The 11,853-nt window shown below is 64.5% G+C and carries 12 protein-coding genes and 1 pseudogene; 9 read left to right on the plus strand and 4 right to left on the minus strand.

The genetic code is table 11. The features are described from left to right. Positions 1–38: 38 nt before the first annotated feature. Positions 39–902: a universal stress protein gene (locus tag B3E94_RS09035; RefSeq protein WP_286913159.1), complete on the minus strand. Its 864-nt coding sequence runs from the start codon at positions 900–902 to the stop codon at positions 39–41. A gap of 154 nt (positions 903–1,056) precedes the next feature. Here B3E94_RS09035 and B3E94_RS09040 point away from each other — a divergent pair, with 154 nt between their 5' ends. After that, positions 1,057–1,674 carry a tRNA-(ms[2]io[6]A)-hydroxylase gene (locus B3E94_RS09040; protein ID WP_176518039.1) on the plus strand — a complete coding sequence of 206 codons (618 nt, stop codon included), beginning with the start codon at positions 1,057–1,059 and terminating at the stop codon, positions 1,672–1,674. 6 nt (positions 1,675–1,680) lie between these two features. Here the strand turns inward: B3E94_RS09040 and B3E94_RS09045 are convergent, their stop codons facing one another. Next, on the minus strand, positions 1,681–2,001 hold the full coding sequence (locus tag B3E94_RS09045) for a DUF883 family protein (protein WP_176518038.1): 321 nt from the start codon (positions 1,999–2,001) through the stop codon (positions 1,681–1,683). 126 nt (positions 2,002–2,127) lie between these two features. On the opposite strand from B3E94_RS09045, the gene B3E94_RS09050 reads away from it, so the two are divergent. Next, a complete protein-coding gene (locus B3E94_RS09050) occupies positions 2,128–2,391 on the plus strand; it encodes a hypothetical protein (protein ID WP_176518037.1) in 264 nt (87 codons plus the stop codon). Between the two features lie 5 nt (positions 2,392–2,396). On the opposite strand, the gene B3E94_RS09055 is transcribed toward B3E94_RS09050, so the two are convergent. Continuing rightward, positions 2,397–2,885 (minus strand): LEA type 2 family protein, encoded by a 489-nt coding sequence (locus tag B3E94_RS09055; protein ID WP_286913161.1) that lies wholly within the window; start codon positions 2,883–2,885, stop codon positions 2,397–2,399. 136 nt (positions 2,886–3,021) lie between these two features. On the opposite strand from B3E94_RS09055, the pseudogene B3E94_RS09060 reads away from it, so the two are divergent. From B3E94_RS09060 to B3E94_RS09070, 3 genes and pseudogenes are all read left to right on the plus strand, one after another. Next, positions 3,022–3,528, plus strand: a pseudogene (locus B3E94_RS09060) (RNA polymerase sigma factor); the annotation flags it as partial. A gap of 4 nt (positions 3,529–3,532) precedes the next feature. Then, the gene (locus B3E94_RS09065) at positions 3,533–4,408 is read left to right on the plus strand and encodes a FecR family protein (RefSeq protein WP_286913162.1); all 876 of its coding nucleotides are present in this window, start codon (positions 3,533–3,535) and stop codon (positions 4,406–4,408) included. A 129-nt stretch (positions 4,409–4,537) separates the two neighbouring features. Beyond that, positions 4,538–6,964, plus strand: a complete 2,427-nt coding sequence (locus B3E94_RS09070; RefSeq protein ID WP_286913164.1) for a TonB-dependent receptor — start codon at positions 4,538–4,540, stop codon at positions 6,962–6,964. 118 nt (positions 6,965–7,082) lie between these two features. Here the strand turns inward: B3E94_RS09070 and B3E94_RS09075 are convergent, their stop codons facing one another. Next, positions 7,083–7,973, minus strand: a complete 891-nt coding sequence (locus B3E94_RS09075) for a LysR family transcriptional regulator (protein ID WP_286913165.1) — start codon at positions 7,971–7,973, stop codon at positions 7,083–7,085. A 102-nt stretch (positions 7,974–8,075) separates the two neighbouring features. Between B3E94_RS09075 and B3E94_RS09080 the strand changes: the two genes are divergently transcribed. From B3E94_RS09080 to B3E94_RS09095, 4 genes are all read left to right on the plus strand, one after another. Further along, on the plus strand, positions 8,076–9,155 hold the full coding sequence (locus tag B3E94_RS09080) for a polyamine ABC transporter substrate-binding protein (RefSeq protein ID WP_286913166.1): 1,080 nt from the start codon (positions 8,076–8,078) through the stop codon (positions 9,153–9,155). A 26-nt stretch (positions 9,156–9,181) separates the two neighbouring features. Further along, on the plus strand, positions 9,182–10,147 hold the full coding sequence (gene speB / locus B3E94_RS09085; RefSeq protein ID WP_286913167.1) for an agmatinase: 966 nt from the start codon (positions 9,182–9,184) through the stop codon (positions 10,145–10,147). A 132-nt stretch (positions 10,148–10,279) separates the two neighbouring features. Further along, positions 10,280–10,597, plus strand: coding sequence for a hypothetical protein (locus B3E94_RS09090; protein ID WP_286913169.1), 318 nt, complete (start codon positions 10,280–10,282; stop codon positions 10,595–10,597). Between the two features lie 23 nt (positions 10,598–10,620). Then, positions 10,621–11,769: a PQQ-dependent sugar dehydrogenase gene (locus B3E94_RS09095; RefSeq protein ID WP_286913170.1), complete on the plus strand. Its 1,149-nt coding sequence runs from the start codon at positions 10,621–10,623 to the stop codon at positions 11,767–11,769. The last annotated feature ends 84 nt before the right edge of the window (positions 11,770–11,853 follow it).

Consider the following 11,853-nt stretch of genomic DNA (forward strand, 5'->3'; position numbering starts at 1 on the left):
CAGGTAGGGGTTTTGTCTTTCCGGGCTTCCGGGAGATATTAACCGCGGGCCAATTCTGCCAGGTGCGCGGTGGCTTCTTCGCTCTTGAGCACCAGCACATCACCTTTGAGCGAATCCAATACCACCTCGGCCGTATTGCCAATCAGGGCCCCGGTGATACCCGTGCGCGCCACGGTGCCAATTACCGTGACCACCGCATCCAGCGCCTTCTCGAAATGTGGAATCAGCACATCGGCCGGCCCTTCTTCGACATGCAAGCGGTCTTCACTGATGTCGTACTCCGCCTGGAACGCACTGCACGCTTCCCGATAACGCTTGTCGATGGTTTCGCTCAGTTGGTACACAGGGTCCGACGCCGACAGCATGGGGGAGGGGTGGGCGCTGACGACGTGCAAATGCCCTTTGGCCAGGCCGGCAATCGCATAGCCATGATCGATGATGTCCACGTGCAGCCTGCGATGGTCGTCATCCTGGTTGCCGACATCCACCGCAGCGAGTATCACCCCACCCGTCCACGGCCGCTCACTCTTGACCATCAACACCGCACAAGGGCAGAAGCGCAGCAATTTCCAATCGCTGGGTGTGAGCAATGCCTTTTTCAGGGGGTTGTCTGGCCGATGCTCCTTGATCACCAGTTCGCAACCTTCGGCCTCCTGCACCTTGATGATCGACTCATGCAAGGTGTCATGCCAGGTCTGCTCGTGGGTGACGTTATCGTACCCGTCATCGTGCAATTGGCTGGATAACAGGCTGAGTAACGCACTGTGGTCATGTTTCTTGTCGCACATCAGCAGGTGCAGGCGCGCACCTGTCACCCCTGCAATCAGCTTGGCCCGGATGAGCGCACGGCTGTGGGCATGATCGGGGTCGAGGACGACAAGGATGCTACGGACAGCTTGCATGGGCGTGAACTCCCTTCAAAGGTGGCGGCCAATGCCTGACTATAGTCGGCGTCCGCTGCGCCGCCGTTTGATGTACATCAAGCATAGTCACTGGAGATCCCTGGCGCCGCCGGTATAATCGCCGGTCCTGCCCGTCCTGTGTGGTTGCACCTTTATGTCCCTGATTCCCGAAATCGAAGCCTTCCTCGGTTGCCCAACGCCAGACGCCTGGATCGAAGCGGCGCTCGCCGACCAGGAGACGTTGCTGATCGACCACAAGAACTGTGAATTCAAGGCAGCGAGCACCGCATTGAGCTTGATCGCCAAGTACAACACTCACCTGGACCTGATCAACATGATGTCGCGCCTGGCGCGCGAAGAGCTGGTGCACCACGAGCAGGTGCTACGCCTGATGAAGCGCCGCGGCGTGCCGCTGCGGCCTGTGTCGGCAGGGCGCTACGCCTCGGGCCTGCGTCGCCTGGTACGCGCCCATGAGCCGGTGAAGCTGGTGGATACCCTGGTCGTCGGCGCCTTCATCGAGGCCCGTAGCTGCGAACGTTTCGCCGCCTTGGTGCCGCACCTGGATGAAGAGCTGGGCACCTTCTATCACGGCTTGTTGAAGAGTGAGGCGCGCCACTACCAGGGTTACCTGAAGCTGGCCCATCACTATGGCGAGGAGGCGGACATCGCCCGGCGCGTCGAGCTGGTGAGGGAAGCGGAAGCCGAGCTGATCCAGTCGCCCGACCAGGAGCTCCGCTTCCACAGCGGTATTCCAATGGCGCAAGCCGCCTGATTCAGCTCAAGGGCGGCGGCCCAGCAACAGCCCGATGACTAGGCCGAAGCCGGCGGAAATCGCCACGGTCTGCCACGGATGGCCGCCGATGTAGTCCTGGGTGGCGTCGACCACCGGTTGCGCCTTGGCGCGCACCTGGCCAGCGGCTTCCCGGGCCTGGCGCAGTTTCAGGCTGACTTGCGCGCGCAAGGTGTCGGCTTCCTCGCCGACTAGCGCGGCGCTGTCGTTCAGCAGCTTCTCCGACTCTTCGATCAGTGATTGCAGCTCGCTGAATACCTGATCCTTGATCTGGTCGCTGTCGGTCAGTGCGGCAGTTTTACGGGCCATGAACTCGTCCTCGTCGATGGGGGTGGATAAGCAATGGATGCCGGCGCGTGCGGAAAGTTGCGACGGTTTTCGATGATGCGCCGCCAAGGTGTAAGATAGCGGCCATTTTCAATGGCAGGTATTTCCATGAGTTTCAATCTGGCCAACAAGAGCTTCCAGGAACGGGCGCAGATCGAGGCAGAGAAAGCTCGGCTGTTCGAGCTGTGGCAGAACAACCTGGGCAAGGCCAAGGGTGAGGCTGCCCGGCTGATTGCCGAAAAACCCCGGCGCAAAGGCAAATGGGCCGAATGGGTGCGCGCCGAACTGGACGCCATGTCGCCCCCCGAATACGCCAGCATGGTGCGCAGCGAGGTCAACAAGATGATGGCGGCCGCCAGCGGCAACCGCTGACACCTTCACCAGCCAAGGCTTGCGCCCTTGGGCAGGTCGAGCTTGCCCTGCTCGGTAAACCGCACGGTACCGAACAGGCCACCGGCGAGTTTGCCGCGCAGCACGTAGGGCATGCCTTGCAGCGTATCGAGCTGCCCCAGGCCATAAGCCTGGCGCAGGAACGAGAACGCCGTGATGCTGATCGGCACCACGACCACTTGCTCCCCATAGCGGCCGATATGCCCCTGCTGGTCGCTGACGCCCGCGGCCAGGGGCTGGCCGTTGACTTCCAGGTTCAGCGCGATGCCGTTGTAGTCGATCGCCTGTTCGTTGGGGTTTTGCACGCGCATCTTCACCGCCATGCGCATTTCCAGCTCCTGCCCCGCAAGCGGTTCGAAGCCGATCACGGTGATGTTGATCGGGTCGCGGGCCTGGAACAGCGCACAGGCATTGAGCCCGCCCGCCATCAGCAAGACCAGCAAAAGACGGGTGTAACGACGCAAACGCAGAGCCATGGGCGCGAACCTTGCCAGCAGAGTCAGGCCTGCAGTGTGGCAAATGCACGGTAGCGTTGAAAGTGTCGGGCATTATGAAAGATACTGTTTCTCATTAACGCCCGATAATTCCTCCTACTGGCAGTGCCTCCACCCAATGCTGACGTCTCCCGTGTCTGGTCTGCTGGCAAGTTTCCAGGAGCACTACGACGACCTCCTGCAGTTTCTGACCCGGCGCATGAGCGATCGCCAGCGCGCTGCCGACGTGGCGCAGGAGACCTACCTCAAGCTGGTGAAGATCGATGAGCAGGCGGTGCCGGTGTTGCACGCGCGCAGTTTCATCTTCCGCGTGGCGGGCAACCTTGCGATCGACGCCCTGCGCCGTGAGCAGCGCCTGGCCGCGAGCCACGAGGACAGCGATGGTGGCGCCGAGGTAGCCTGCCCGGCTCCGGCGCCAGAGGCGGCGCTGTTGGCCCGCGAACGCCTGAAAATTCTTGATGAAGGCTTGCTGCTGCTGCCCGAAAAGGCCCGCCAGGCCCTGCTGCTCAATCGCGTCGAGGGCCTGACCCAGGCGCAGATCGCACAACGACTGGGCGTCTCCGAGAGCATGGTGGCAAAATACATCGGCCAGGCCCTGCGCCATTGCCGCGACTGGCTCAAACATAACCATGACTGACACCTTGAGCATGCCTGTGCCACAGCCCATCAGCGATTTGTCCGACGATGCCCTCGACTGGCAGGTACTGCTGCATTCGGGCAATGCCAGCGCGGCCGACCAGGCGCGCTACCTGCGCTGGCGTGCGCTGAGCCCGGCGCACGCCGAGGCGGCATGCGAAGCCGAGGCGCTGTGGCAGGGCCTCGGCCAGACGCCGACGGCCCAAGCCTTCCAAGCGCCACCCGTGCGCCGGCCCAAGCGGCACTGGGCGGCTGGCATCGCGGCGTCGCTGGTGTTGCTGGTGGCCGGCTACGGCAGCTGGCAGCAGATGCCGCTCTGGCTGGCGGACTATCACACCGCCATGGGCGAGCGGCAGCACATCACCTTGGCGGACGGCTCGCGGGTGGTACTCAACAGTGCCAGTGCGCTGAATGTGGCCTTTACCGCGAGCGAGCGCAGGGTCACGTTGCGCGCCGGCGAGGCGCTGTTCGAGACCGCCGAGGATCCACGGCCCTTTGTGGTCGAGACCGCAGCGCAGCCCGTGCAAGGCAATGCCGCGACCTTCAGCGTGCGCCGCGACGGCCACGTGGTGCTGGCCAAGGGGGATGCCTGGGCAGGCTCGCAAAACCTGGCCGTATCGCCCGACGCCAGCGCGCAGACCGCCTGGCAACGCGGCAAGCTGATCTTCAACGGCAAGCCGCTCGGGCAGGTGCTGGCCGAACTCGAGCGCTACCAGCACGGGCGTATCGTGCTCTCCGACAGCAAGCTGGCGGCACTCGAAGTCAGTGGTGTGTTCGACCTGGGCGAACCCCAGGCACTGCTGCACACCCTCGAGCGACGCTACGGCCTCAAGGTCACTTATCTGCCATGGCTGGCAGTGGTGTACTGAAACATTAAAAAATAATCGAAATATTTTTCATTTGGCACTGCAAGTTCGTACAAGCCAGATCGTCGTAGTGGGACTGATCAGCAACTCATTCTCATTTACGACTTGTCTGGAAGCTCATTCGTGCCTCTCATGCCCATGCCTTCGTACCGTCGCGGCGGTCGTTTCCATCACGCCTTGCTGTCCTGCAGCGCCCTGGCCGTCTTCGCCGGCCCCCTGCACGCGTGGGCTGCCACGCCAGCCGGGCAGGCCGCGATGGAAACACGCCAGGTACAGCTGGACCTGCCCGCGCAATCCCTCGACCAGGCGCTGACGGCATTCGCCGACCAGGCCGGGCTGCACCTGCTGTACACCACCGCCGATGTCCAGGGCCTGACCAGCCCGGCCCTGCAGGGCAGCTACAGCGTCGAGCAGGCGCTGGCGCAATTGCTCGCCGGCAGCGACATGGCCTGGCAGTTCAGCGATGCCCGCACCGTCACCCTGAGCAAGGCCGCAGCCGCTCCCCAGGCAGTCAACCTCAAGCCCATCGAAGTGAGCGTCGCCTCGCGCACCAGCACCGCCATCAGCGAAATCCCGGGCACGGTGTGGGTGGTCGACCAGCAGCAGCTGCGCGAGCAGATCGACAGCGGGGTGAGCCTCAAGGAAGCCATCGGCAAGCTGGTTCCGGGCCTGGACCTGGCGCCGGAAGGGCGCACCAACTACGGCCAGAACATGCGCGGGCGCAACGTGCTGGTGATGATCGACGGGGTCAGCCAGAACAGCTCGCGCGGGCTGTCGCGCCAGTTCGACAGCATTTCGCCGTTCAACGTCGAGCGCGTCGAAGTGCTCTCCGGCGCCAGCGCCATCTATGGCGGCGGCGCCACCGGCGGCATCATCAACATCGTCACCAAGAAGGGCGAGCCGGGCCCGGCACGCTTCGAGACCCAGCTGGGCGCCAGCAGCGGCTTCAACAACAGCGATGACCTGGCCACCCGTTTTGCCCAGTCCATCAGCGGCGGCAACGAGCGGGTCAACGCCCGCCTGGGCATCTCAGGCGAGCAGAACGAAGCCTTTTACGATGGCGCGGGCGAGCAGATCTTCATCGACAACACCCAGACCGACCTGCAGTACAACCGCACCATCGACGTACTCGGCACGATTGGCCTGAAGCTCACCGACGAACAAAGCCTCGACTTGCTGGCCCAGTACTACGACTCCGGCAACCACGGCAGCACCGGCATCTACTTCCCCAACCTCAACTACAACGCGCCCTCCGACCTTGAAGACGCCGAACTGCGCAGCGGCTATTCGTCGGACCTGGAGCCGCGCACCCGGCGTCTGCTGCTCAACGCCAACTACCACCACACCGACGTGCTGGGCCAGGACTTCTATCTGCAGGCGTCCTATCGCAAGGAAGACGACAACTTCTACCCGTTCCCGTACTACAACCGCGCCACGCCAACCGGCTCGCGCGGCGTGTATTTCGCCGCCTCGCAGCAGAACTTCGAAGTCACCAGCCTCAAGGGCCTGTTCGCCAAGCAATGGGACACGCTGAAGCTCACTTACGGCGTCGACCTGGACCGCGAGCGCTTCAACGCCGACCAGACCACCTTCGATGCCCAGACCTCATCCGAAAGGGGTGGCCTGGACCTGGACAAGCAGAGCAAGGCCGCCCGCTACCCCAGCTACCGCGTGGACGGCGTCTCGGTGTATGGCCAGCTGGACTGGCACGCCACCGACCACCTCACCCTCTCCGGCGGCGCCCGGCGCCAGCAGATGGATGTGGACGTCAGCGACTTCAAAGGCGTGCCCGGTGGCAGCAACGACTACCAGGTCAGCCTGTACAACGTCGGTGCCATCTACGACTTCAAGAACGGCCACCAGGTGTGGACCAACTACGGCGAGGCCTTCGACCTGCCAGACCCGGCCAAGTACTACGGCAAGCCGGGCCTGAGCGTGGCCGACAACCCGCTGGCCGGCATCAAGAGCCGCCAGGTCGAGCTGGGCTGGCGTTACGCCGACCTGGACTGGGATGCCCAGGCAGCGCTGTACTACATCTGGTCGGACAAGATCATCAACGTCGATTCGCAGACGCTGACCATCAACGTCGAAGACCAGAAGAGCCGCGACTTCGGCTTCGAAGGCGCCTTGACCCGGCATTTCCAGAGCGGCTGGGAAGCGGGCGGCACGCTGCACCTGACCCGCTCCGAGGAAGAGGATGCCGACGGTGGCTGGATCAAGCGTGATGCGCGTTATGCCTCGCTGTCCAAGTCCACCGCGTTCGTTGGCTGGAAGGGTGATGGGCGTAGTGCCAGGCTGCAGGCCAACCATGCCTTCAGCCTCAAGGATGATGCCGACCACGAGATCGACGGCTACACCACCTTCGACCTGCTGGGCAGCCAGGAAACCGGCTTCGGGACCTTCAGCGCCGGCATCCAGAACCTTCTGGACAAGCAGTACAGCACCGTCTGGGGGCAGCGCGCGACGCTGTTCTACTCGCCCACCTACGGCCCGGCGTACCTGTATGACTACCAAGGGCGGGGGCGTACCTACACCCTGACCTGGAGCATGGCGTACTGATCTGCTGCTCCTATCGCCGGCAAGCCGGCTCCCACGGGTACAACACAAGGTTGAAAGCTGTGGCGGACCTGTGGGAGCCGGCTTGCCGGCGATAGGGCCGGCCCAGTCAAACCACCTCTCAACCAAACACCGCCAGCAAATCCTGCGCAAACGCCCGCTGCGCCTCCCCAGGCACCTGCCCCCGATGCCTGGCCAAGGTAAACGGCACCACGAAGTCCAACTCGGCATCCAGCGCCCACAGCAACCCCTGTTCCTCCCACGCCTGGGCACAGTGGCACGGCAGGTACCCCACGTGCCGCCCCGACAGGATGAACATCAGCACACTCTCGATCTGCTCGGCCACGGCCATGCTGCGCCGGCTCTGGAACGGCTCGCCACCCTTGAGAAAGCGGTAGGGGTGACGCACCTGGTCGGCCTCCAGCAACTGCTCACGCGTTACCTGCGCCGCGCCGAACAGCGCATGCCCCTTGCCGCAATACAAGCGTTGGCGCTCCTCGAACAACGGCTGGTAGTCGAACGCCGCCTGGCTGCCGGAAAAGTAGCTGATGGCGCAGTCCAGGCGCTGCTCCAGCAGCAAGCGCTCAAGCTCCGCAGGTGGCGCACTGATCAGCTCCAGCTGCACGGCCTCATCCCGTTCGCGAAAGCGTGAAATGGCCCGCGCCAACCGCAGGTTGACGGCCGCATCCTGGTTTTCCGCCATGCCGACCCGCACCGTGCCAAGCAAGCGCCCAGCCACGCCATTGGCCTGCTGGCGAAAGCGCTCGATGTCCAGCAGCAAGCCGCGCGCCGCCTCCAGCAGCAGCTGGCCCTTTTCCGTCAGGCTGAAGCCACGCTTGCCGCGGCTGCACAGGCGATAGCCCAGGCGCGCCTCCAGCTGCGCCATGCGCTGGCTGATGGTGGGCTGGCTCAGCCCCAACACGCCTTGCGCGGCGCTGAAGCCGCCGGCCTCGACTACAGTGACGAACAGCCGCAACAGGTGCAGGTCAGGGTCGTGCAGTTGTCCGAGCATCACATTGCTCCTGGTGAATGTCAGCTTTGCAAAGTTGCCATTCTTGCAATGTAACCCGGCTGGCATGCTGGCGGCATCCACCCATTGCCCGAGGTGTCCGCCATGCGAAAGTCGCTGTGCCTGCTGTCCCTGTGCCTGGCCTTGCCGCTGCAGGCCGAAGAGAAGGTCGTCAACCTCTATAGCTGGGCCGATTACGTCGCCCCGGAAACTTTGCAGCGTTTCGAGCGCGAGACCGGCTACAAGGTGCGCTACGACACCTTCGACACCACCGAGGTGCTGGAAACCAAGCTGCTCACCGGCGGCAGTGGTTATGACGTGGTGGTGCCATCGTCCACCGTGCTGGCCCGGGCGCTCAAGGCCAACGCCCTGCAGCCGCTGGATGCCCAGGGCATGCCCGGCTATGCCAACCTCGACAAGGACCTGCTGGGTAAGCTCGCCGAGGCCGACCCGGGTAACCGCTATGCCGTGCCCTACACCTGGGGCACCCTGGGCCTGGGGGTGAATGTGGAGGCGGTGCGCCAGCGCCTGGGCGATGTGCCGATGGACAGCCTCGACCTGCTGTTCAAGCCCGAATACGCCAGCCGCCTGAAGGAATGCGGCATCGCCATGCCCGACTCGCCGCAGGAAGTGATCGGCGTGGCGCTCAACTACCTCGGCAAGGACCCGTACAGCCAGGACAAGGCCGACCTTGCCCAGGCGCAGAAGCTGTTGAGCCAGCTGCAACCGTCGATCAGCTATGTCGCCAATGGCCGGCAGATCAACGACCTGGCCAACGGCAGCGTGTGCCTGGCGCTGACCTACAACGGCGATGCGGCCATGGCCGCCGACCAGGCGCGCCGCGCCGGCAAGCCGTTCGAGCTGATTTACCGGATTCCTCGCGAAGGCACGCTGGTCTGGCAGGACAACCTGGTCATCCCCAAGGACGCACCGCACCCGGAGGCGGCGCGCGCCTTCATCGCCTTCATGCTCAAGCCCGAATCGGTGGCCGCGCTGACCAACGCGCTGTTCTTCGCCAACGCCAACCAGGCCGCCACTCCGCTGGTTGACGAGGCGGTGCGCAACGACCCGGACATCTACCCGCCGGCGGCGGTGCGCGAACGCCTGTATGCCGACCGCAGCATGGCACTGTCCGACCTGCGCCAGCGTAACCGGCTGTGGACCGCCTTCCGCACCCGCCAGTAACCCCCAGACCACCAAGGAGCCCGACCGTGGATCAAGCCCAGAACAATGACCAGGCCATGACCCGTGACAGCCTGTATGGCACCGCTGCGGAAAGTACCTACGCCGGTATTACCAGTTTCTCCCGCCGTCGTTACAGCCGCGACCTGCGCGGGGTGGATGTGGTGGTCAGCGGCGTGCCGTTCGACACCGCCACCAGCAACCGCCCGGGTGCACGCTTCGGGCCGCGGGCGATCCGTGCCGCTTCGGTGCAGCAGGCCTGGGCCCGGCACTGGCCGTGGACGTTCGACCCGTTCGACCACCTGGCCGTCATCGACTATGGCGACTGCGCCTTCGACAGCGGCACGCCGCAGTCGGTGCCAGGCAGCATCGAGGCGTATGCCAGCCATATCCTCGACGCCGGCTGCGCGATGCTCACCCTGGGCGGCGACCATTTCATCAGCTACCCGCTGCTCAAGGCCCATGCCCGGCGCCATGGCCCGTTGGCGTTGATCCACTTCGATGCGCACAGCGACACCTGGCCGGACGAGGAGGGCAAGCGCATCGACCATGGCACCATGTTCTGGCATGCCGCACGCGAAGGCCTGGTGGACCCGTCCTGCTCGGTGCAGATCGGCCTGCGCACCACCAATGACGACAGCCAGGGCTTCGCCATCCTCGACGCTCGGCAAGTGCATCGCCAAGGCACCGAGGCGATCATCGCGGCGATCCGCCAGCGGGTGGGCGAGCGCCCGGTGTACCTGACCTTCGACATCGACTGCCTGGACCCAGCCTACGCGCCCGGCACCGGTACGCCGGTGTGCGGCGGCCTGAGCACGGTGCAGGCGCTGGAAATACTCGGCGGCCTGCGCGGCATCAACCTGGTGGGCATGGACCTGGTGGAAGTCGCGCCGGCCTATGACCATGCCGACATCACCGCCCTGGCCGGTGCCACCCTGGCGATGGAGATGCTGTGCCTGTATGCGGCGCGGCACAAGGTCGACAGCGCCCGGTAACAACGGCTGCATGGCCACCCTGGCAGGTTCATACTGAAACATCAGGAATCGCATTCACACTTTTGTCGCGAACCCATCGCGCCTTAGGCTATCCAACGCACGAGGCGCGCCTTTTTCGTACAGGAGGTGAGGATGAACCTTACATTGCCAGCCGTGGCCATCGGCCTGTTGCTGTGCCTGCCGGTGCAGGCTGCCCCGCTGCAGCCCCTGCAGCTCGCCGCCAGCAACAACAACCCGTACAACAGCCCGATCCAGCGTGCCAACCCCAACAGCCGCCAGGGCAGCATGCCCGCCACCCCGCCGGTGCGCGGGCCTTCGACCGTCCCCATCCAGCCCACTCCCAGCCTCGACAACCGTGGCATCGGCAACGGCGACAACCTGCGCCGCCAACAGCAGGCTCCCAACCTGGAACCCACCCGGCCCCCGCGGGACAGCCAACGCGCGCCCTGAGCCCTCCACGAAAGGAATTGTGCATGAACAAAGCCACCTGGCTGGCCACGCTGGCCGCCGCTACCTTGCTGCCATTGTTGGCGCAGGCTGCATCCGAGCAGCAGTTCCCCAGTGAAGAGGGCACGCTCAGCGTCAGTACCGTCGCCGACGGCTTGCGCAACCCCTGGGCGCTGGCGTTTCTGCCGGGCGGCAAGGACATGCTGGTCACCGAGCGCCCCGGCAACCTGCGTCTGGTCAACGCCGAAGGCAAGGTCGGCGCGCCGATCAGCGGCGTGCCCAAGGTGTGGGCCGAGGGGCAGGGCGGCCTGCTCGACGTGGTGCTTTCGCCGCAGTTCGACAAGGACCGCACGGTCTACCTCTCCTATGCCGAAGCAGGCAGCGATGGCAAGGCCGGCACCGCAGTGGGCCGCGGGCAGTTGAGCGAAGACCGCGCACGGCTGGAGAACTTCACCGTGATTTTCCGCCAGCAGCCCAAGCTGTCGGTCGGCAACCACTTCGGTTCGCGGCTGGTGTTCGACCGTGACGGCTACCTGTTCATCGCCCTGGGCGAGAACAACCAGCGCCCGACCGCCCAGGACCTGGACAAGCTGCAAGGCAAGGTGGTGCGCATCCTGCCCGACGGTGAAGTGCCCAAGGACAACCCCTTCGTCGGCAATGCCAATGTGCGCCCGGAAATCTGGTCGTTTGGCCACCGTAACCAGCAGGGCGCCGCGCTCAACCCCTGGACCGGCAAGCTCTGGACCCACGAGCACGGCCCACGCGGGGGTGATGAGATCAACATCCCGCAGGCCGGCAAGAACTATGGCTGGCCGATCGCCACGCACGGTATCAACTACTCGTTGCTGCCGATTCCCGAGGCCAAGGGCAAGCATGTCGATGGCATGGTCGACCCGCACCATGTCTGGGAAAAATCGCCCGGCATCAGCGGCATGGCCTTCTATGACAGCCCCACCTTCAAGGCCTGGGACCACAACCTGTTCATCGGCGCGTTGGCGACCCAGGAGCTGATCCGCTTGCAACTCGATGGCGACAAGATCGTCGATGAAGAGCGTTTGCTGGGCGATTTGAAGGCGCGCATCCGCGATGTGCGGGTAGGGCCGGATGGCTATCTGTATGTGCTGACCGACGCCAAGGATGGGCAGTTGCTCAAAGTCGGCCTCAACGCCGGCTGAACAGGTTTGTGGCCTGCACCGGCCCTATCGCTGGCAAGCCAGCTCCCACAGGTACGGGCTGTTCCCAAGAAGTTGGACACCCAT

The organism is Pseudomonas sp. UBA6315 (assembly GCF_002438125.1).
Lineage (GTDB): Bacteria > Pseudomonadota > Gammaproteobacteria > Pseudomonadales > Pseudomonadaceae > Aquipseudomonas > Aquipseudomonas faucium.